Origin of the sequence: Fenollaria massiliensis (assembly GCF_023347705.1) — a bacterium.
Lineage (GTDB): Bacteria > Bacillota > Clostridia > Tissierellales > Peptoniphilaceae > Fenollaria > Fenollaria massiliensis.
Map to the genome: position 1 here is coordinate 1188162 of NZ_CP096649.1, position 20096 is coordinate 1208257.

The 20096-nt window shown below is 32.6% G+C and carries 24 protein-coding genes, 1 pseudogene and 1 other annotated feature; of the genes and pseudogenes, 6 read left to right on the forward strand and 19 right to left on the reverse strand.

What is annotated here, in order from left to right; all coding sequences use genetic code 11:
- Positions 1-104: 104 nt before the first annotated feature.
- The 11 genes from rplL to cysS form a co-directional block, all read right to left on the reverse strand.
- On the reverse strand, positions 105-485 hold the full coding sequence (gene rplL, locus M1R53_RS05865; protein ID WP_019213921.1) for a 50S ribosomal protein L7/L12: 381 nt from the start codon (positions 483-485) through the stop codon (positions 105-107).
- A 25-nt stretch (positions 486-510) separates the two neighbouring features.
- Positions 511-1047, reverse strand: coding sequence for a 50S ribosomal protein L10 (gene rplJ / locus M1R53_RS05870; protein ID WP_207636137.1), 537 nt, complete (start codon positions 1045-1047; stop codon positions 511-513).
- Positions 1048-1101: 54 nt separating this feature from the next.
- Positions 1102-1216 (reverse strand) — a sequence feature (ribosomal protein L10 leader region).
- Positions 1217-1283: 67 nt separating this feature from the next.
- The gene (gene rplA, locus M1R53_RS05875) at positions 1284-1982 is read right to left on the reverse strand and encodes a 50S ribosomal protein L1 (protein WP_249242341.1); all 699 of its coding nucleotides are present in this window, start codon (positions 1980-1982) and stop codon (positions 1284-1286) included.
- 52 nt (positions 1983-2034) lie between these two features.
- Positions 2035-2460 carry a 50S ribosomal protein L11 gene (gene rplK / locus M1R53_RS05880; RefSeq protein WP_215491676.1) on the reverse strand — a complete coding sequence of 142 codons (426 nt, stop codon included), beginning with the start codon at positions 2458-2460 and terminating at the stop codon, positions 2035-2037.
- Between the two features lie 62 nt (positions 2461-2522).
- The gene (gene nusG, locus M1R53_RS05885) at positions 2523-3119 is read right to left on the reverse strand and encodes a transcription termination/antitermination protein NusG (RefSeq protein WP_249242342.1); all 597 of its coding nucleotides are present in this window, start codon (positions 3117-3119) and stop codon (positions 2523-2525) included.
- Between the two features lie 2 nt (positions 3120-3121).
- Positions 3122-3313, reverse strand: a complete 192-nt coding sequence (gene secE, locus M1R53_RS05890; RefSeq protein ID WP_249242343.1) for a preprotein translocase subunit SecE — start codon at positions 3311-3313, stop codon at positions 3122-3124.
- 18 nt (positions 3314-3331) lie between these two features.
- Positions 3332-3481, reverse strand: a complete 150-nt coding sequence (gene rpmG, locus M1R53_RS05895) for a 50S ribosomal protein L33 (RefSeq protein WP_019213927.1) — start codon at positions 3479-3481, stop codon at positions 3332-3334.
- Positions 3482-3717: 236 nt separating this feature from the next.
- Positions 3718-4236 (reverse strand): NYN domain-containing protein, encoded by a 519-nt coding sequence (locus M1R53_RS05900; RefSeq protein WP_249242344.1) that lies wholly within the window; start codon positions 4234-4236, stop codon positions 3718-3720.
- Positions 4217-4963, reverse strand: coding sequence for a 23S rRNA (guanosine(2251)-2'-O)-methyltransferase RlmB (rlmB, locus tag M1R53_RS05905; RefSeq protein WP_019213929.1), 747 nt, complete (start codon positions 4961-4963; stop codon positions 4217-4219). The genes M1R53_RS05900 and rlmB overlap by 20 nt, the downstream gene beginning before the upstream one ends.
- A 1-nt stretch (position 4964) precedes the next feature.
- Complete coding sequence (locus tag M1R53_RS05910) at positions 4965-5381, reverse strand: Mini-ribonuclease 3 (RefSeq protein ID WP_249242345.1); 417 nt, start codon at positions 5379-5381, stop codon at positions 4965-4967.
- Positions 5366-6778 (reverse strand): cysteine--tRNA ligase, encoded by a 1413-nt coding sequence (cysS, locus tag M1R53_RS05915; protein ID WP_249242346.1) that lies wholly within the window; start codon positions 6776-6778, stop codon positions 5366-5368. The genes M1R53_RS05910 and cysS overlap by 16 nt, the downstream gene beginning before the upstream one ends.
- 168 nt (positions 6779-6946) lie before the next feature.
- Here cysS and M1R53_RS05920 point away from each other — a divergent pair, with 168 nt between their 5' ends.
- Positions 6947-7519: a TetR/AcrR family transcriptional regulator gene (locus tag M1R53_RS05920; protein ID WP_249242347.1), complete on the forward strand. Its 573-nt coding sequence runs from the start codon at positions 6947-6949 to the stop codon at positions 7517-7519.
- A 199-nt stretch (positions 7520-7718) separates the two neighbouring features.
- Complete coding sequence (locus tag M1R53_RS05925) at positions 7719-9515, forward strand: oleate hydratase (RefSeq protein ID WP_249242348.1); 1797 nt, start codon at positions 7719-7721, stop codon at positions 9513-9515.
- A gap of 64 nt (positions 9516-9579) precedes the next feature.
- On the opposite strand, the gene M1R53_RS05930 is transcribed toward M1R53_RS05925, so the two are convergent.
- Positions 9580-10380: an EFR1 family ferrodoxin gene (locus M1R53_RS05930; RefSeq protein ID WP_346428875.1), complete on the reverse strand. Its 801-nt coding sequence runs from the start codon at positions 10378-10380 to the stop codon at positions 9580-9582.
- Positions 10380-11297: an alpha/beta fold hydrolase gene (locus M1R53_RS05935; RefSeq protein ID WP_249242350.1), complete on the reverse strand. Its 918-nt coding sequence runs from the start codon at positions 11295-11297 to the stop codon at positions 10380-10382. Before M1R53_RS05935 ends, M1R53_RS05930 begins: the two co-directional genes overlap by 1 nt.
- Before the next feature lie 326 nt (positions 11298-11623).
- On the opposite strand from M1R53_RS05935, the gene M1R53_RS07630 reads away from it, so the two are divergent.
- Positions 11624-11731, forward strand: coding sequence for an IS3 family transposase (locus tag M1R53_RS07630; RefSeq protein ID WP_428979547.1), 108 nt, complete (start codon positions 11624-11626; stop codon positions 11729-11731).
- A gap of 177 nt (positions 11732-11908) precedes the next feature.
- Here M1R53_RS07630 and M1R53_RS05940 read toward each other — a convergent pair whose 3' ends face one another.
- The 4 genes and pseudogenes from M1R53_RS05940 to M1R53_RS05955 all read right to left on the reverse strand — a co-directional run bounded on the left by M1R53_RS05940 (position 11909) and on the right by M1R53_RS05955 (position 15738).
- Positions 11909-12619 carry a CPBP family intramembrane glutamic endopeptidase gene (locus M1R53_RS05940; protein WP_249242351.1) on the reverse strand — a complete coding sequence of 237 codons (711 nt, stop codon included), beginning with the start codon at positions 12617-12619 and terminating at the stop codon, positions 11909-11911.
- A gap of 626 nt (positions 12620-13245) precedes the next feature.
- Positions 13246-13341 (reverse strand): annotated as a pseudogene (locus tag M1R53_RS05945) (AbrB/MazE/SpoVT family DNA-binding domain-containing protein); the annotation flags it as partial.
- A gap of 456 nt (positions 13342-13797) precedes the next feature.
- A complete protein-coding gene (locus M1R53_RS05950) occupies positions 13798-15477 on the reverse strand; it encodes a recombinase family protein (protein ID WP_249242352.1) in 1680 nt (559 codons plus the stop codon).
- Positions 15478-15564: 87 nt separating this feature from the next.
- Positions 15565-15738: a hypothetical protein gene (locus tag M1R53_RS05955; protein WP_000282420.1), complete on the reverse strand. Its 174-nt coding sequence runs from the start codon at positions 15736-15738 to the stop codon at positions 15565-15567.
- A gap of 140 nt (positions 15739-15878) precedes the next feature.
- Between M1R53_RS05955 and M1R53_RS05960 the strand changes: the two genes are divergently transcribed.
- Positions 15879-16475, forward strand: a complete 597-nt coding sequence (locus tag M1R53_RS05960; RefSeq protein ID WP_000711069.1) for a hypothetical protein — start codon at positions 15879-15881, stop codon at positions 16473-16475.
- Between the two features lie 68 nt (positions 16476-16543).
- Here M1R53_RS05960 and M1R53_RS05965 read toward each other — a convergent pair whose 3' ends face one another.
- Positions 16544-16900 carry a hypothetical protein gene (locus tag M1R53_RS05965; RefSeq protein WP_000599722.1) on the reverse strand — a complete coding sequence of 119 codons (357 nt, stop codon included), beginning with the start codon at positions 16898-16900 and terminating at the stop codon, positions 16544-16546.
- A 222-nt stretch (positions 16901-17122) separates the two neighbouring features.
- A complete protein-coding gene (locus M1R53_RS05970) occupies positions 17123-18277 on the reverse strand; it encodes a hypothetical protein (RefSeq protein WP_000687657.1) in 1155 nt (384 codons plus the stop codon).
- A 595-nt stretch (positions 18278-18872) separates the two neighbouring features.
- Here M1R53_RS05970 and M1R53_RS05975 point away from each other — a divergent pair.
- Both M1R53_RS05975 and M1R53_RS05980 read left to right on the forward strand, forming a co-directional pair.
- On the forward strand, positions 18873-19460 hold the full coding sequence (locus M1R53_RS05975; RefSeq protein ID WP_249242353.1) for a site-specific integrase: 588 nt from the start codon (positions 18873-18875) through the stop codon (positions 19458-19460).
- The gene (locus M1R53_RS05980; RefSeq protein WP_249242354.1) at positions 19438-19851 is read left to right on the forward strand and encodes a hypothetical protein; all 414 of its coding nucleotides are present in this window, start codon (positions 19438-19440) and stop codon (positions 19849-19851) included. The genes M1R53_RS05975 and M1R53_RS05980 overlap by 23 nt, the downstream gene beginning before the upstream one ends.
- Positions 19852-20096: the final 245 nt, after the last annotated feature.

Sequence of the window (20096 nt, forward strand, 5' to 3'; positions counted from 1 at the left end):
AATATTTTGCAAATGAATGAATTTTGAAAATTATTTTTAAATTAATATGGGCATAAAAAAAACAGACTCTTTCGAGTCTGATTTAATATAAGTTTTTAATTAAATTACTTTAATGTAATTTTTGCTCCAACTTCTTCTAGTTTCTTCTTCATTTCGTCAGCTTCTGCCTTTGGTGCTGCTTCTTTGATTGTCTTAGGAGCTCCATCTACTAAGTCTTTAGCGTCTTTTAAGCCTAAGCCTGTGATTTCTCTAACTACTTTGATAACTTTGATCTTTTCTGCGCCAGCGTCTTCAAGAACTACGTCGAATTCTGATTTTTCTTCTGCTGCTGGTGCTGCTCCGCCTGCTGCTGGAGCTGCTGCAACTGCTACTGGAGCTGCTGCTGATACGCCAAATTCTTCTTCTAGTGCTTTAACTAGTTCTGATAATTCTAAAACTGTAAGTGATTTTACTTCTTCAATTAAATTTGTAACTTTTTCTGACATTATAAATACCTCCAAAATTTTTTATTTATGCTTCTTTTGCTTTTTGTTCAGCAATTTGGTTAAGAGCTACAACTAAGCCCTTCATAGTTCCATTTAATACATTTGCAAAGCCTTGGATAGGTCCGTTTAAGCCGCCAAGTACTTGTGCGATAAGAACTTCCTTCGATGGTAGTTCTGATAATTGTTTTAATTGGTTTACGTCGAATATATCTTTAGATACTAAACCAACTTTGATTTCAAGTTTGTCGTTTCCTTTAGCAAACTTGTATGCTACTTTTGCTGCTGAGCTTGGGTCTTCGTATGCAAATGCTACTGCATTTGTTCCCTCTAAATACTCGTCTAAGCCTTCTACACCAAATTCGTGTAAGGCAAATCTAAGCATTGTGTTTTTGTAAACTTTGTACTCAACATTGTTTTCTCTGCATTGTTTTCTAAGATCAGTAACGTCTGCAACGTTTAATCCTTGATAGTCCATAAGAACTATGGATTCTGATTTTTCAAGTTTTTCTTTAATTTCTTGAACAACTTGTTTCTTTTGTTCTAAAACATGTTCTTTCACTATTTCACCTCCACTGGAAAAATAGGAACTTTAGCTTTTTTGCTAATCCCGTTTAATATATATCAATAAAAAACCCTCTTATAGACATAAGGGGGTTGATACTGGCTATCTATCCTCGGTAGGGAATTAAGCTTAATGCACCTACTGTCTACGGTTTATATATTCCTATTAAATTAAATTCTGTTAACTAGTTTATTATATCAAAAACTTTCTGAGTTGTCAATACTTTATTAAGTATTTTATTCAGTAATTTTTGAGCTATTTACTCTTACTCCAGGACCCATAGTCGATGTAAGTGTAACAGATCTTAAATACTTTCCTTTTGCTGCAGCTGGTTTTGCTTTGATTATAGCTGACATGATTGCGTTAAAGTTTTCTTCTAGCTTTTCTTGGCCGAATGATACTTTACCAATTGGGCAGTGAATGATGTTTGCTTTGTCTAAACGATATTCAACTTTACCGGCTTTGATTTCTTTGATTGCCTTTTCTAGTTCGAATGTAACTGTTCCTGACTTAGGGTTTGGCATTAAACCTTTTGGTCCTAGAACCTTACCTAGTCTACCGATAAGTCCCATTGTATCTGGTGTTGCAACGATTACATCGAAGTCAAACCAGTTTTCTTTTTGAATCTTTTCTACCATGTCTTCTGCTCCAACATAGTCTGCGCCTGCTTGTTTAGCTTCTTCTTGTTTATCTGCTTTTGCGATAACTAAAACTTTTTTAGTTTTACCTGTACCGTGTGGTAGTACTACTGCGCCTCTAACTTGTTGGTCTGCATATCTTGAGTCAACACCTAATCTGCAGTGTAGTTCAACAGTTTCATCAAATTTTGCCTTTGCTAGTTTTACTACTAGGCCGATGGCATCTTTTGACTCGAAGTATTCTTGTCTATCGAATTCTTTTAAACTGTCTTGGTATTTTTTACCTCTTTTTGCCATTTTCTAACCTCCTTGTGGTAATAACGAATTTTCTCCCACCTAATAAGTAGAATTACTCTTCTACTTCAACGCCCATACTTCTTGCAGTTCCAGCAACCATGCTCATAGCTGCTTCTACACTTGCTGCATTTAAGTCTGGCATCTTCAATTCTGCGATCTCCTTAACTTGATCTTTTGTAAGTTTTGCTACTTTCTTCTTGTTTGGTTCGCCTGAACCGCTTTGAATGTTAAGAGCTTTTTTGATCAATACTGGAGCTGGTGGTGTCTTTGTGATAAAAGTAAATGATCTGTCTTGATATACTGTTAAAACAACTGGTATGATTAGACCTACTTTATCTTGAGTCTTAGCATTGAACTCCTTTGTAAATTGCATAATATTTACGCCGTGTGGTCCAAGTGCAGTTCCTACCGGTGGTGCAGGTGTAGCTTTTCCAGCCGGTATTTGAAGTTTGACAATTGCGCTAACTTTTTTTGCCATATTCGCACCTCCTCGATTATTGTGCTTAATGCACTTTTATATATTATCTTTAATGATAATAGCTATTTTGTGATAGGGCTTACTTGATAGTATTCAAACTCTACAAGTGTGTCCCTACCGAACATATTAACAGAACACTTTATTGTTCCTGAGTCTTCGTTTACTGAATCAACTATAGCTTCGAATCCCTTGAATGGTCCGTCTGTAACGGCTAGGTGGTCTCCGTGCTTGTAGTTTACGTCCTTTTTTGTATCGTCTATGATGGATTTTGTATGAACGCCTAGGTTATAAAGTTCTTTTTCTGTTAATGGTACTGGTTTTGATTGTGGTCCAACAAAACCTGTTACTCCTCTGGTATTTCTTACTAGATACCATGATTTATCGTTGATAATCATCTTGACTAGCACGTAGCTTGGGAATATCTTTCTAGATTTGATTTTTTTGGCGCCATCCTTTTTTTCTACGTATTCTTCTGTGGGCACTTCTACTTTAAAAATACCGTCAGCTGTGCCACGATTAACTATCATCTTTTCAATTGTAGCTTTTACCTTATTTTCATATCCTGAATACGTATGGATTACATACCATTTGGCGTCTGCTTCTCTATCTGATAAATCGATAGAGTTAGCCTTGTTTTCATTTAAATCTAAATCGCTCATTGCTATTTAATAAATTGTTTAACTACAGCGCCGATTCCCACGTCGATAAGGTATACTAATGCAGCTACAGCCACACTAATTCCAATTACAACTAATGTGTAATTAATTAAGTCTTTTTTGCTAGGCCAAATTACTTTTCTCATTTCAGCTTTTACGCCTTTGAAAAAATTGCCTGCTTTACCTTTGTTTTCCATGCTATCAACTCCTAAAAATTATTTTGTTTCCTTATGTGCTGTGTGCTTCTTGCAGAACTTGCAGTACTTTTGAAGCTCAATTCTTTCAGTAGTGTTCTTCTTATTCTTCTTTGTTGTGTAATTTCTTTGATTGCATTCTGTACAAGCTAATACGACCTTTTCTCTCATTTATAAACACCTCCTACTCATATAATACTCTAAAAAGTATTATACAACTACCTATATATATTATCTTAATTTTACCAATTTGTCAAGCGTTTTTTAAATTATTTTTATATAAAATTTATTTTCTTTCCTATTATATATACTAATTATATATACTAAATTATATATAATGATTTATAATTTAGGTTTTTTATAATATTTTGAAATATTTTTTATATATATATTATTTTTTATTTATTTTACAAATTTAAATCTTTTAGCTTTTCAAGTTCTGCTTCATCGATGCCGGATAATTTCATATTATTAATCATATTATTTTTTTTAGAAATTCTTTTTTGTGTTCGTTTTGAATTTTCTATCTCTATAGCGAGCTCTCTTGAGCTAAGTCTTGATGCGCCTCTTTGAAAGATAAGGCTTTGCTCTGCAAGGTCACTTGTTGCGACTCTTATCTTATAGCCATAAGGCATACTAGCCACTTCTCTTTCGATATATGAGTCGGCTGTGATATTTTCTTTGGTAAAAACTATCTCAAGACCTTTTATTATTTTCTTTTCGCCTTGATTGCCTTTGATGAGGTGTCCATCGTATACAAGTATGATGCGTTCTTTGTTGTAGCGCATGTACTCTTCTAAGATGTTCTCTAGCTCATCACGAGCGGCCTCTAGCGACTCTTCCTTTCTTTCTCTCAAATGCTCCCATGAGTTGATGACGTTGTATCCATCAACAAAGAGTATATGCCTAAGCCTTTTCTTTTTCATCCTTTTGTCTTAAAATTTCATACATGGCAATGGCTGCCGCATTTGATGCATTTAATGAGTTTGTCTTGCCAAACATCGGTAGGCTAATTATTGCGTCACAGTTTTTCTTAACAAGCTCTGATAAGCCTTTGCCTTCTGAGCCAACAACTAGAGCTACTGGGCCTAATAGGTTTGCTTTTGTGTATTTTTGGCCATCCATGTCAAGTCCGTATATCCATACGTTTCTTTCTTTAAGCTCTTTTATCTCTTGATTAAGGTTAGTTACGCTCACAACTATCATGTTGTCAACGGCTCCTGCTGAAGCTTTATAAACTGTTTCATTGACCATAGCTGACCTTCTCTTTGGTATGATAACCGCGTGAACGCCAGCGCACTCAGCTGTTCTGATGATTGCGCCTAGGTTATGAGTATCTTCAATACCATCTAAAATTACAAAGAATGGGTCTTCGCCTTTTTCTTCAGCTAGCTTAAAGCCATCTTCAATACTTTTGTATTCAAAACCTGCTGTGAACGCGACAACGCCTTGATGTACCTCGCCTTTTGATAGCGAATCAAGTTTTTCTCTCTCAACTCTTTGTACGATGACACCATTTTGACTTGCAAGGCTTAAAATTCTACCGATTGAGCCCTTTAGTTCGCCCTTTTGCACATATAATTTATCGATGGCTCTGCCATTCTTCAAAAGTTCCATAACTGGATTTCTTCCATATATATATTGTTCTTCCAATTTAATCCTCCAAACATAATTTAACTAGATCAAAAAGTCTAGTGTATTCCTTTTTCAAAAATAGATATGCAATAAGAGCTTCAAAGCCTGTTGACACCTTATATGCACTGTTGTCTGTGTTCTTTGGTGCCTTATGTGACTTGTGGTTTCTGGCTCTTTTAAATACATAAAGCTCGTCTTCTGTGAGATGCTCCTTGATTTTCTCAAAGGCATCTCTTTGCGCATAGGCGCTGACATATTTTGTTGATAGCTTTTGCAACTCGTATGCCTTTAGTGGCTCTTTTGCGATGTAATAACGCACAAAGAGCTCGTAGACAGCGTCGCCGATGTAGGCAAGCCTTATTGGGCTCATTTCATTTATCTCGTTATCGCTGTACTCAATGCCAAATAGCTCAGTTATATCTAAATTTTTTCCCATCTTTGTCCGTCTTTGCTATCTATAATCTTTATGCCCATTGCTAGTAAATCATCTCTGATTTTATCTGCCTTGGCATAATCTTTATTCATTCTCGCTTCATTTCTTTCGTCTATCATCTTTTTAATCTTGTCTTCGTCTTCGCCAAGTGATGCATCTGACTCATCTTCCTTCATCACCGCTTCACTATCATCAAGTCCAAGAACTTTTAATAAATCACTTAATTTATCTTCGATATACTTTGCGCTTTCATAATCATCGTCTTCAAGTTTATTAATAATCTTAACTATATTGAAAATGCTTGTAAGTGCATCAGCTGTGTTAAAATCATCGCTCATAGCTGCGATAAAGCCAGCTACTTCACTATCAACTTCTTTGATGATCTCATCTGAGGCCTTTTTGCCTGTGTCCTTAATCGCTTCAAGTCTCTTAAGAGCGTTGTGTATCCTCTTAACAGAGTTTTTTGCGCCTTCCATGCCTTCTTTAGTGAAGTTCATAGGCTTTCTATAGTGAGTTGATAAGATGAAGAACCTTACTGTGTCCTTGTCATAATCGTCAAGCAAGTCCTTAAGCAAGATGAAATTGCCTAACGATTTACTCATCTTTTTGCCATCGACATTGACCATACCATTGTGTAGCCAATATTTTGCGAATGGCTTTCCTGTTAGAGCCTCACTTTGTTGAATTTCATTCTCATGATGAGGAAACTCTAGGTCACTTCCGCCAGCGTGTATATCAAGCGTATCTCCTAAGATTGCCCTACTCATAGCCGAGCACTCGATGTGCCATCCAGGTCTACCATCTGACCATGGTGATGCCCAGTGCGGTTCATTTGGTTTAGCCTTCTTCCAAAGAGCAAAGTCTAGTGGATTTTTCTTTTTTTCATTTATATCAACTCTTAGACCTGAGATAAGGTCATCAATATTCTTCTTAGAAAGTTTTCCGTAGTCTTTCGCCTTAGTAGTGTCGAAATAAACATCGCCATCCGACTCATAAGCAGCGCCCTTCTCAATAAGTCCTTTTATAAAATCTATAATCTCATCCATGTGTTCAGTCGCTCTTGGGTTAATATTGTCATAGTCATAAATACCAAGCCTTGAAGCAACATCTTTGAAGCGCGCGATATATTTTTCAGCAACTTCGTTTGAAGTGATACCGCTTTCGTTCGCTTTATTAATTATTTTATCGTCTACGTCAGTGAAGTTAAAAACATACTTTACGTCGTAGCCCATGAATATCAAAAATCTTCTAACTGTATCAAATACAACTAAAGGTCTGGCATTGCCTACATGTATGTCGTTATAAACAGTAGGACCACAACAATAAAAATTCACCTTAGTATCGTTTATCGGTTTGAATTCTTCTACTAATCCTGATAATGTGTTGTGTAATTTAATCATAATTGCCTCCTTATATAATAATATAGTTATTTTATCATATAAATGGCTTTTAGTCAATAACTTCAGTAGCATTAAGAGTGAGTAGCTTACACGATGTTTATGATCTTTGAGATATAAAATAATATACTTTGGGTAAAAATTATTATAAATATGTAAGGGGTGTTATACTTGGCTAAGCAATATACTAAAAATTTAATTAAAAGAGAGTTTTTACTATTAGTAGAAGAGAAAAGCTTAAAAAATATAACTATAGCTGAACTCGCTGATAGATGTGAAATCAACAGAAACACTTTCTACTACCATTATGAAGACATATACATGCTCATAAAAGAGATACTTAACGATGAACTCGCTAAGATTGATGAAGAGTTCAACTACACGAACTCGTGGGAGAATAGCCTTTTGCAAGCAGTTAGCTTTATATTAAATAATAAAAAGGCAACGCTAAATATTTTTAAGTCCATTGACAAAGTTGAGCTTGATAATTACCTATTCAAAGTTTGTGAATCGGTAATGAGTAAATATGTAGAGAATGAAGTAAAGACTAAAAACATTAATGCTAAGGATGCAGATAAAGAGCTCATAATAAACTTTTATAGAGCAGCTCTAGTTGGTCTACTCGATAAGTGGATACAAGACGGGATGAAAGAGTCACCTGAATACATTATCACCAGGATAGGTTCTCTTTTTGATGGCAACATAGAAAGGTCTTTAAGAATAAGTGAAAATTTAGACAAATAAAATAAATTGTTTAAAAAATGTGTAAGTATATATTAAAATACAAAATTTACACATTTTTTTATTTTATATAAACCTTAGTCAAAAGTAATCAATAGGTCAAAGCTTAGTCATCAAATGCCGTTTAACTAGTGATTTACACATTTATACAGGGTATGATATTAATACAAGAAAAATAAAAGTATTAAATGGAGGTAAAATTATGGAAATTAAAACTTTTGACGAAAGACTTAAACTTGGTAACGGTGACTACGACAGACTAGTCAACTCAAGAAAACCAAAGGGAATTGAAAACAAGAGGGCTTATATTGTAGGCACAGGAATCGCAGGACTAAGTGCTGCTGGATTTTTAATTAAAGATGCTAAGATGGATCCATCTAAGATTACTTTCTTAGAAAAGGATGACATCGCAGGCGGTGCTCTTGATGGTAAATTAATTAATGAGCTTGGTTATGTAGCAAGAGGCGGACGTGAAACTGGTCATCACTTCGAGTGCTTGTGGGACTTATTTAGTGTAGTTCCTTCAAAAGAAGATCCAAATATGTCCGTACTTGACGACTTATACTACACAAACCTTGATGACCCTAACTACAGTAACTGCAGAATTACAAAAAATCAAGGTGAAAGATATGATAACGCTAAATTTAATTTATCAAAAGACGTTATAAAAGAGATACTACATTTAGTTGCAACACCAGATAAGGAGCTAGAAGGAGTTTCTGTTGAAGAAGTTTTCTCTGAAGAATTCTTAGAAAGCGATTTCTGGACTTACTATAGAACAATGTTTGCTTTCGAAAATTGGCATTCAGTACTAGAATTAAAATTATATGTGAACAGATTTATACATCACGTAGGAGGACTTCCTGATTTATCTGCACTACAATTCACAAGATACGACCAATATGAATCGCTAGTTGTCCCTCTAATGAAGTGGCTTAAAGATAAAGGAGTTAAAATAGAATACAACTATAACGTTATCGATGTAGACTTTGAAATTACTGATACAAAGAGAGTGGCTAAGAAGATAGTTGCAGTTGACACTAAAACTGGCGAAGACAAATCTATAAACCTTAATGAAGACGATTTACTATTCATCACAACTGGATCTATAGTTGAAGCATCTGTTTATGGTAGCAACGATACGCCTGCTATAAAAGAAGAAAATACAGAAGAAAGCTTTAGACTATGGAAAAATATTGCTAAGAAGTCAGATGACTTTGGTAAGCCAGAAGTATTTGCTTCAGATGTTGACAAAACTAACTGGGAATCAGCAACTGTAACTGTTAAGAGTAAAGAGATAGCAAAATACATTGAAAATATCACTAAGAGAAGCCCATATACAGGTAAAGTTGTTACTGGCGGTATCGTTACTTGTCTTGACTCAAGCTGGCTAATGAGCTGGACTATCAACAGGCAAGGCCAATACATCGGTCAACCTGAAGATGAAATTGCAGTTTGGGTTTACTCGTTATTTACTGACAAAGAAGGCGACTACATTAAAAAGACTATGCACGAATGCACTGGTGAAGAAATAGCTAAAGAGTGGTTATACCACATAGGTGTTCCTGTTAGTGATATTGATAGACTTGCTAAAGAAACAAAAACTATCCCAGTATTTATGCCATATATCACAGCACAATTCATGCCAAGAAGCTTTGGTGACAGACCTTATGTAGTTCCAAAGAACGCAGTTAACTTTGCCTTCCTTGGTCAATTCGTGGAAACACTTGACAATCCTGGTCGTGACACAGTATTTACTACTGAATACTCAGGTAGATGTGCTATGGAAGCTGTTTATGTACTAACAGGCGTTGAAAAGAAAGTTCCCGAAGTGTTCGCTTCAAGATATGACGTAAGATATATGCTTGCCGCTGTAAGCGCACTAAACGATGGAGAAAAACCAGATATTGATGTGCCATTTACTAAGAAAATGCTAGCTAAGAAACTTATCAATGGCACCGAAGTAGAAGAAATGCTTAAAGAATACAATCTTATATAGACTGCGATCATAAAAAAAAGAGCTGCGAAATATTTCGCAGCTCTTTTTCTTATGCGTTGTTATTTTATTTTTTCTCATTAACTACCTTAGTTAAAAGGTATCTCTCCTTGCCAATGGTTTTTTTGCCATACTCAATCGCTCCTGTTGGGCACTTCGCTATGCATGATGCGCAATGTGTGCACCTTCCGTTCCAAACTGGGTAGCCGTCCTTGTAATTAATGTTATTTAAAACGCAATTCTTGGCGCATTGGCCACACTTTATGCACTTCTTTGTATAATAAAATTTCTTGTCGCTCACTATAAACTTAAAGAAAAATTTATTGACAAGACTTGACTCAAGTTTACCAGCAAAGCCGCTATTTACTTCTGGGAAATTCTTACCCTCTTTGATAATGGCAGCCGCTTTAGTAATTTTATCATTTGCCTCATCGATAAGCTTTCTATTGTGCTCATCTGAATCTAAATTGAATAGCATCAAATAATTTTCCGGCATCTTTATCCCATAAAGGCCCTTGAAATTTAATCCGAGTTTTTTCGTGTTTCCTCTAATGTATTTTTCTGCATTGCCGCAGGAGTCGCCATAGTTTAAAATTACGTAGATCTCTTTCGATCCAGTAAAAGAGCAGCCCAATAAATACTCCGACAAAAATCTTGGCACGCGCCAGCTATATGTTGGCGCGACTAAGACGAAAGGTTTTTCAGAGTGAAAGAACTCCTTCTTGCCGCTCTTTATGTAAGTGAATAAATCAAGCACTTCGTCAGCTAAGTCCTCAGCCAATTTTTTCGCTATGTATTCACTGTTACCTGTTCCTGAAAATATAGTATCATTTCTGCTCCTATCTTTTAACTTATTTATTCTTGCGATTAATTTTGATTAATATTATCGGCTTGTAAAAAATTTAAAACATCTTCATATATTATTTCTTTATCTCTTTCATTAAGTATTTCATGTCTCATGCCCTTATAAAGTTTGCTTTTAATGTTATTATATCCAAGACTATTTAAAAATCTTTCTAAACCCTTAAACTTTTCTTTGCCTTGAATAACAGGATCATCTTCTCCAGCTATTAAAAATATTGGTAAAGCAATGTTTTTTGGTCTCCAGTCTCTGCCATTGTACGCTGACTTTAAGAGTTTAAATAGATTCAAAAAACCATTTGTAGTAAAGATAAAGCCACAAAGCGGATCTTGTTTATATGTCTCTACTGTGACTGGATTAGCACAAATCCAATCTACTGGGCTTTCATATCCCTTGCTATATTGACCGACTGATAAAGCATTTAAAAATCTATTTGGCTTATATTTGCTATAAAAAATACTGCAAATTTTTGCCAAAGATATAGCAAAGCCCACAAATTTATTTTCTGTCGGTGGCCCACAAAGCACTATGTGGTCAATATGTTCTTCATACTTTTTTAAATAATTTCTCGAAACAAGCGTTCCCATGCTATGACTAAATATAGAGATTTTTAGCGTAGGATATTTATTTTCTAAATGCTCCGTAATTTGAAAAACATCATCAACAATGACAGAACTATCATCTGTGTAAAAATACCCTAAGTGAGACGGATCCTTCACGCTCGCTCCATGGCCTCTATGGTCATGAATTGCGCAGATGTATCCATGCTCAGCTAAGTAATTCATAAAATCGTAGTAACGCTCCTTATGCTCTGACATTCCATGTACTATCTGTACAATGCCAAGAGGCTCTCCTTTTGGCTCGACTATTGCTAGCTCAAGCTCTAAGCCATCTCGTTTTGATTTAATTTTCTCAATTATCATAAATATCACCTACAAAACATTTTACTCTCTTACTAATAAGGCTAGGGCTTCGGCATGGCTTGTCTTAGGGAAGTTATCAAATACTTCCACATCAAATTGAAAATACTCACAAATCTTTTCTAATGTTTCCAAACTTACATTTTCGTCTCTTCCTATTTTTGCTGTTGTCTTGGAAGTTGTTACGATTACACATTGTATATTTGTATTTCATATTTTTATCTTTAATAGTTTCCATAAAATATTATATTAAAAACCTATATCATTCTCCAATGCTATATATTTACCTTTATAAATGTATACATTGACAACTTAATTATAACGTAAAAGTGGATTCACGTCAACTAAAAACCGAGATGTATTATGGCTGTGAGAGAGGATTTAAAACATACGAAGAGTTTTCAAAAGCAATCGATGAATATATACTACTACTATAACAACGAAAGGATTCAGAAGAAAACAAAATGGACGCCACCTACTTTGTATAGGTTAACATCCATGAATGTAAACTAAATATTAATGTGTCCAGTTTTCCGGGTACACATCACTTTCTGTCCTATATTATATATTTACATAAACTACTAGCTTTTTTATACTCACGCTGTTGTAGTAAGTTACAATGTTTTTTTGTCATTCAGCTTCCATAGATAGTGGCAGTAAAACACGGCAGTGATGATCGTAGTAATTATAAAAAACCAATTCATTTTTGCATTCGCAATAGCATATTTGGAGCTGGCGTTGATAAATCCATGTGCAATTATACATGGCCATATGCTCTTACTCTTATAGGCTACCATAGTAAATATGAATCCCCATGCTATAGCAAAGAGAATCTGAATTAGGGTATCAACTCCGGCTTGACCGGTGAATAGATTTAGTATGTGTCCTATACCAAATGTTATAGAAATTACAATAATCGATTCTTTTACCCCACTTTTTGCTAGCATGGCCTTAAACAAAAGGCCACGGAAAATCACTTCTTCAATATAAGCGAATAAAATCATGGAAATGGTCGCCCATACTTGAGCAAAACCGGCATGTGATAGCGCTACTCCACCCCACAAATTTCCCGTCATAAGAATCCACATCGGAATAAAGTAAATGTATCTTTTGCACTCTTTCGGAAAAGCTTGAAGTCCGTATTTTTCTGTCAACTTGTGTTTTTGAATCCACAAACTGATAGTCATTGCCATAACAATTAAAGAAAGAGCCATGAAAATACTTTCATCACCAAATTGTCCTCTAAGCGGTGTCATAATCAGACAGTAGATTCCAACCCAAACTAGTGCAAAAGCTAGTTCATTTTTTTGATATAATTTATACATAAAAATGCCCCCTTTAAAAATTTCACTGAATATCTTGTCTTTTTAGCTGCATCTTTCAGACAGCATATTTTTCAAATTACTCATAAAGCAACTTATACTTTTTAAATGTTAAATGTAATAAATCAAAAAATTCATTTGATTTAGACACCATAAGTCCATGACTTGTATCTTTCATAATATATATCTCTTTTTTTGGAGCATTCATTTTATTATAATACTCTTCTGCCAACTTATAATTAACCTGATAATCCATATCACCAATAATATTTACATATTGTACTTGATAAGTATATTTGCCCTTTAAAGAAAATGTTTTAAATTTATTTGATTTGTAAAAATCCAAATAAATATTAATATCTCTATCAAAATAATGAACCCAATATTTTAATTAAAAGTTTGGATTAAACAATAACGTTATTGACAAAAAATAATCCGACCCATCTTTCATCATCGAATATCCGAACTTATCTAAAAGAGAATTTTTTGCCTTTAATGAGACTAAGCTAATTTTTTCTGAATTAATCTAGTTTGCCAGATTTATCGATTCTCGGTCTCCACTAGTCCACTTTAAAGCTTCATTTTGAAAGCTAATTCATTTTCTATAATATCAACAAGCTGACCTACTCCTATAAAATGATCTTGATCACCAGCAAGAGGATTGTATCACCGCTTTCGATATGGAACAATTTCCTTGTCTCTTTCGGAATTACAATCTGTTTTTTAGTACCAAGTTTTTCAGTCCAGGCCTGAACCCATGTTCATTTTTCTCAGCTTTATTCTCATATTCCAAGTTGGTATGACTCTGTTTGCTTTTTTCATATCTTTATCTCCTTGACATTCGGTATTCTTTGTTATACATTTCATACTTATTATATCATTCATCATTTCTTTTTTAAGTAAAAATTATGTAAATTTTAACTCTACAATGTCGTAGCAATTTCATATGCTTTCTATTTTTTAAGTATTTTTACAAAAAATCACCCCGTCATTTCCTGACAACTTGACCTATCCTTATATACTATTTTTATCCACCGCTTTTTAATGCAGGTCCTGATTTGAATTCCACTCTCCGGTAGCCAGAACTATTTTTTAACGATATGAAAATAGGGCTACGATGATGCTCTTTTTTGACAAGACCATCAATCCCACTTTTTTATTTCAAGACTTTTCTATACCGTTTAATTCTTCACTCTTGACATCAATGCTATAGTCTCGACATTATCTTTATTGTCCAAACCAAAGTCAATCTCATTATCTATAAGCGGAAGCTTGAAAACAACCGATTTTATCCAAGTGTCCTTTTCTGTTTTTTCGTCATAAATTTGAATTTCTTCTATCATTTCGTTAAGTAATCTCTTCTTGTCGATATCTGAAAGAACTGTATAAAGGCTATTAAAATTTACAAGAATCTTATAAATATTATCCGAGGTTATTTTTTCTTCAAGAATTGCCTCTTTCCTTTTTCTGCTATCATTTAACTGCATTTCTGCATATTCTAACTGGTCATATATAGCATCAAGTCTAAGATTTAAATCGGTGTATTTTCTATCATAATGTTTATCTTCAAAATTTAAAGAATCTATTTGATTAATTAGTGATGCTTTTGTACCTGTTAATTGCCTAATCTTCGCTAAGTGCTTATTAATAACTTCATCAATTTCTTTTGTGTCTATTTGAATATTGATTTTTTCTTCAATTTTTTTGGCAAAAGTAGGATTACTAACTACTTGAGTAATTATTGTTTCAACTTCTTTTTCAATTAATTCAGCTCTAATTTGTTTATTAAAAGTACATTTATGTCCATTCATCATTTGTCTATGTTTACAACCGTAATAGTAATAATCTTTGTAATGCTCTCCTTCTTTGTTTTTATTACGTTTACGGCTTTTGTTTCCATACAAACCAGCACCACAATATGGGCATTTTATTAGATTTGATAAGATATGAACTCTCTCATCTTTTCCTCTATTTATCTTCTCATACTTTTTAGCTTGAGATTTTCTTTTTTCCTGTACTGTATTCCACAACTCATCATCAATTAAAGCTTCATGATTTCCTTGAGCTATAATATAATGATCAGATTTTTCTAATTTAATTTTACCAGTAGTTTTATCTTTAATTGTTTTTCTTCTTCCATATGCAATTTTCCCATTATATACAGGATTATCCAATATTTGTCTTATTAAACTAGCTGAAAAATATGGATTCTTGCCATTTTGTCTTATAGGTTTATTAATACCTAAAGAAACTAAATACTTAGATACTCCATTGGCTCCCATATCTGAATTAGCATATAAATCAAAAATCATCCTTACTGCTTTAGCTTCATCTTCATTAACAACTAATTCTCCATTATCTAATGAATAGCCAATTGGAGCAAAACCACCATTCCATTTTCCTTCTCTTGCCTTTTGTTTCCTTCCTTCCATAGTTTGAGAAAGTATATTTTCACGTTCCATTTCTGCTACTGCCGATAGAATTGTTATAACAAGCTTTCCAGAATCTTTAGAACTATCTAAACTATCATCAACACAAATCAGATTTACATTATGATTTTCCATGACTTGCAATGACTGCAATACATCCGCTGCATTTCTTCCAAATCTAGATAATTTAAAAACCATTACATAATCAACTTTATCTTTTTCAGCTTCTATATCATTAAGCATAGCTATGAATTCATTTCTACCTGAAATAGATGTTCCTGATTTTCCAGCATCTTTATAGGTTTCTATTATTTCTATACCATAAGCTTTTGCATACTGTTTTATTCTTTCTTCCTGAGCATCAAGTGAGTAACCGTCAATTTGCATAGATGTTGACACTCTTGTATATACATACGCCTTTTTATTTTTCATTTTTCCACCTTTAGTTTGGACATATTTTCACGTTATAGTTATACCTATATTTTACATAAATCATAATATAAAAGTCAATACAATAACCTAATCCGATGAATTAATATTATCCTCATTTTTATTTTTTTCTGAACATCTTGGCGGTACTTCCAATTTTTCAAAATCTAACTGATCTGCATACTTTTCTATTAATTCTTGTAAGAGACGTGCCAACCCATCTAATTCATAAGAACAATCTTTTACGCTATTTTTATTATACAAGGTAAATTGCCTCCTAATTTTGATTTCACCTTGTATATGTCAGAAAAAAGTATTGATTCGTGTTTTTCTCCACACAGACTTTTTTATTGAAAATCTTTTAATGCATATATTCAATAGTTAATTGAAGAAAGGAGTAAAAAATGAAAAAAGATAGGAAAATTCCACTATTAAACGAGTTTTATTGCCGCGGAAGGATTGTAGGAAAAGGAGGTTTTAAGGAAAGAAATCCATACTTAACAATCTTTATTAATGGGAAAAGAGAGCCAAATTATATGAAAGTATACTTTGAATCTATAGATATTCATGATTTTAAAATGAATCAAACTGTTTATATTACAGGTTTTGTGAAAAGCCCTGTCATTCCCTATTTATATGAAGGTAGAAAAGAACAGTATTTTCTTGGTGAAAAAATAGTCTTAGAGAACACTTTGTTATCAGAAGCCTTTGAAATAGAAAATATAGGTTTTTCTTTTAAAAACCCATTTTCACGAGTTTTTCTTAGCGGTTCTATCTTAAGCATCAAAGAGTTCAATAATTGGATTACGATTCAAGTGCGAGACTATAGAGAGCAAGTAATTACACTTCAATACTCTAAAAACATGCGTGTAAATGATGTTTCGCTCGAAATAAATGACTTTGTTTTCGTATCGGCAATACTAGTCTCTGCAAGGAAAAATTATGATGAAATTACAGTTGACTATGAGGATTTAATAGTGGATGATTTAGCTGTGAATTAAAAAATAAAAGCTTGAGGTTAGACAATCTCAAGCTTTTATTTTTACTAGATTTAATTATAATTTTTTAGTCACTCTCTTTGGATCTCATACACAAAGCTATGCCAGTTATTAAAGAATTTTTCATTAAACAAATGGGACAACTTTATGAAGTTTTTAAAGCCTATACTCTCTAAATCAAGCTCTATATCAAAACTTCCATAAACTTCTGCATAGCATCTTATGGTTACTATCATATCGCTTAAAAAGTACTGAAGTGACTCACCTTCTCTTTCTAGTAAAATATCTCTGACGCCATCTACACAATAATAGTGTCCTCCAACATCTAGCCACACTTCTTCACTTAAAATAGATTTTTCTACCGACATAATATTCATGACTACACTTTTAAAAACCTTATCCAACAATTCTTCTTTTTCTAATATCATAATAATTTCCTTTCCTAATATATATAGTTACTTCTTACAGTCTTTATATGTCAGAATTAATATCCAATAACAAACTTGTCGTCATTGAAAATTCTTCCTATTATTATAAGAGATTGCTACTTATCTTTTACACTAACTAAAGAGAGTAATACTTTCTTTAAATTCTACTACTTACACCAATCGAATATCTATCCTTTTTCACAATACATATCACTTCTATCCTCATTTAATGAGGTCATGAAATTGACTTTTTATACTATAAACTAAATTTTCAACTTTCTCTTTTTTATTTTTAGAATAATAAAGATACGGCTCCTTGCATAACAGTCTTTTTATATATCCTAAAATGCGCCCTTTGTTTTTATCTTTTAAAAAAACTTCACTAACAATTTCTAACAAATCATCTGAATCAAAAAGTATTTGATAACCTAATTGCCTTTCTTGAATTAGGATATCGCTAATCATTAAGCTTCCCCACTCTTTTCCTCTTCGATCCTTTTCCCTATATTTTTTAACGGCTTTCACAAGAAGGTCTCTACACATTAATTTTTGCTTTTCATATGGCTTAAAAAGATTTTTTTCTAAATATAAGAATAATTTTTGACGAAACACTTCTTCATTTAAATTAAAAAGATTTGTTTCTTCAAAAAAATCTTTAAACTTATCTGTTTTTTTTATTGTATGCTCATATCTATAAATACTCCCATTTAGTATCTCTCCATTTTCATCAACGATGACGATTTCTTTATTTTTATGCTTCTTTTTTGTTTCTTTTAATTTATCATAAAATGTAATTTTATGTCGTTGATTTTGTGCTGTTATTGTTTTGGATTCATAGCCGTCTTTCTCTTTATGGTTTTCAATATCTATGCAAATTTTCATATACGGGATAAATCTAACCAGAGTACGTAATGGGTCTTCAAAATCTTTAGTATTACCTGTCGTTAAATAATTGTAGTTAATTTCACAATAGTTAAAAATGACATTTGATATGTCTATCTCAATTTTATAATCTTCGTATAATATATTTTTAATTTCCACAACCACATCTTTTAATTCTTCTAAAGAAAAATTTTCTATATTTTGTCCTAGAATGTCCGTTGGCGAAAAATCTATTCTTGCATATAAGCCACAATCTATGTTGCAACAATTCTCTCTTCTTATCTCCAATCGCCCAATTCCTCCCCTTTCAATTCGAATGGATTTCAGTTCTTTTCTATAATAACTAAATTTCGTTATTCCATATGAGTTCTGATATAAGCTTATTAAGTGATTAATCTCATACTCGGTAACTCTTACATTCTTAAATTTCACTCTATCAAAGCCAATGCGTTGAAATTTCTCATATCTTACTAAGATGTTTTTTTCTATTTTCATAATTCCCCCATATAAAAGAAAGTTTTTAATCTATCTCTTATATGTCAGAAAATTTAATATTTTTATTTTCTACACAGGATTTCCAATAAATAAAATCTGTTTATACGGTCCATTTATGGACGTATAAACAGATTTAGGGTATTTACCAAGGATAAGTTTTTAAACTCTTTTGTTATTAAGAACCTTTTCTGACAAATTATAAATAGAAGATTGATGGTATGGAGAAAATAAAAAAGATAAGTGATCAAAAATGAGGAAACAAAGAGAGGAAGTCGCAAAATATGAAGTAAGAAAAAAATAAAAAAGATTTATAGAGCAAAAATTTTAAGTATGTAAAAAAATGTATAGTGTAGGAATTCACTTACAAAAGCATTAAATAGCAAGCCAAGCTATCAATCTAAAAATGTGTACTTTAGAGCAAGCCAAGCTCTTTAAAAAATGTGTTTTGTCTTAGATTGGACAACTTAGAAGCTTCTACGGACTCGGTAGTATAAAAAGCTTAGTCTTAACAATTAGAGTAACAAATAAGGCTCTAGAATCGTTTTTAAGAGCTTTAATTTTAAAAAGATAGTTATATATTTGAAAGGAGCATTCTATGTCTTTTAATATCACAAACAAAGCTTTTAACAAAGAATTTGGAATAATAGATGAAGAAAAGAAAAAAACTAAAAAATGGGATAAAAGAAAGCAAAAAAACATTTTAAAAAATCAGATTTATGATAGATTAACAAGAATGTTAAATGATGGTATGAGTACATCAAGAAATGACGATAAAAATGATTTATCAACTACAACAATAAATAAAATTTATAGCGTTACAACTTATAAGACATACAAAAAACAATGTTATAAATTTGCAGAATTTTTGAAAGAAAATTATCCTGAAATAAAGAAAATGCAACAAGTTAAAACAGAACACGTAAATGAATATCTGAAAAACTTAACAAATCAAGACTTATCTGCTTACTCAATTAGCACATCTAAATCAGCTATAGCAAAGGTTTTAAGAACATCATCTACAAACTTTATAGCGACAGCTCCAAGGACAAGAAAATCAATTAAAAGAAGTCGATATGAAGCTAAAAGAGATAAACACATATCAGAAGAGCTAGAAAGAAAATTTTCTAAAATAACAAGCTCTACAGGATTAAGAAAAAAAAATGGAAGCTGTAAGAGGGGTTGATTTAAAAGAAATCAACGGAAAATATTATGTAAAAGTTAGACAAGGAAAAGGTGGAAAAAAACGCTTAGCTTTAATCATGGGCAAAGATAAAGAAGAAACAGATGAAATAATAAATATTTTTAAAGAAGCTGGAGAGCTTAAAATAGCACCAAAATTACCTTCTCATTATGACAACCACCACTACAGAGCAGTATACGCCAAGAGAATTTATAATCATTATGCAAGACCAATAGATGAAATACCTGGTGGTTTAATTTCAGAAGGAGGAGAAAGATACATCATGAGAAATGATAGAGCTGGAGAAATATTAGATCGAAAAGCTATGTTAATAACCAGCAAATACTTAGGACATAATCGTATTGATGTAATCGCTCAATCTTATCTGTACTAAAATAAATAGATGTAGATATAAAATCTAGGTTTGGAGAAATTGATTTAAAGCTAGTTATTTTCTTATGATATACAACATCCACTGAATAAATTTTAAAAAATTGAAACTGAAATAAAGATCTTACATCATGAAGTATAAAAATGTAAAAAAACTGAATAAAACCAATTTACAGAGAAGTATTATATCGAACTTTCTATTTATAAAATAGCTACTAATGAAATTTTAGAAATCTATAAAATATTACC

Excerpts from the sequence above, each read along its gene's own strand:
- rplL (WP_019213921.1), bottom strand. The coding sequence starts at position 485 with ATGTCAGAAAAAGTTACAAATTTAATTGAAGAAGTAAAATCACTTACA.
- rplA (WP_249242341.1), bottom strand. The coding sequence starts at position 1,982 with ATGGCAAAAAGAGGTAAAAAATACCAAGACAGTTTAAAAGAATTCGAT.
- rplK (WP_215491676.1), bottom strand. The coding sequence starts at position 2,460 with ATGGCAAAAAAAGTTAGCGCAATTGTCAAACTTCAAATACCGGCTGGA.
- nusG (WP_249242342.1), bottom strand. The coding sequence starts at position 3,119 with ATGAGCGATTTAGATTTAAATGAAAACAAGGCTAACTCTATCGATTTA.
- secE (WP_249242343.1), bottom strand. The coding sequence starts at position 3,313 with ATGGAAAACAAAGGTAAAGCAGGCAATTTTTTCAAAGGCGTAAAAGCT.
- rpmG (WP_019213927.1), bottom strand. The coding sequence starts at position 3,481 with ATGAGAGAAAAGGTCGTATTAGCTTGTACAGAATGCAATCAAAGAAAT.
- M1R53_RS05900 (WP_249242344.1), bottom strand. The coding sequence starts at position 4,236 with ATGAAAAAGAAAAGGCTTAGGCATATACTCTTTGTTGATGGATACAAC.
- M1R53_RS05910 (WP_249242345.1), bottom strand. The coding sequence starts at position 5,381 with ATGGGAAAAAATTTAGATATAACTGAGCTATTTGGCATTGAGTACAGC.
- cysS (WP_249242346.1), bottom strand. The coding sequence starts at position 6,778 with ATGATTAAATTACACAACACATTATCAGGATTAGTAGAAGAATTCAAA.
- M1R53_RS05925 (WP_249242348.1), top strand. The coding sequence starts at position 7,719 with ATGGAAATTAAAACTTTTGACGAAAGACTTAAACTTGGTAACGGTGAC.
- M1R53_RS05935 (WP_249242350.1), bottom strand. The coding sequence starts at position 11,297 with ATGATAATTGAGAAAATTAAATCAAAACGAGATGGCTTAGAGCTTGAG.
- M1R53_RS05940 (WP_249242351.1), bottom strand. The coding sequence starts at position 12,619 with ATGTATAAATTATATCAAAAAAATGAACTAGCTTTTGCACTAGTTTGG.
- M1R53_RS05950 (WP_249242352.1), bottom strand. The coding sequence starts at position 15,477 with ATGAAAAATAAAAAGGCGTATGTATATACAAGAGTGTCAACATCTATG.
- M1R53_RS05960 (WP_000711069.1), top strand. The coding sequence starts at position 15,879 with ATGAAAAAAGATAGGAAAATTCCACTATTAAACGAGTTTTATTGCCGC.
- M1R53_RS05965 (WP_000599722.1), bottom strand. The coding sequence starts at position 16,900 with ATGATATTAGAAAAAGAAGAATTGTTGGATAAGGTTTTTAAAAGTGTA.
- M1R53_RS05970 (WP_000687657.1), bottom strand. The coding sequence starts at position 18,277 with ATGAAAATAGAAAAAAACATCTTAGTAAGATATGAGAAATTTCAACGC.
- M1R53_RS05975 (WP_249242353.1), top strand. The coding sequence starts at position 18,873 with ATGTCTTTTAATATCACAAACAAAGCTTTTAACAAAGAATTTGGAATA.
- M1R53_RS05980 (WP_249242354.1), top strand. The coding sequence starts at position 19,438 with ATGGAAGCTGTAAGAGGGGTTGATTTAAAAGAAATCAACGGAAAATAT.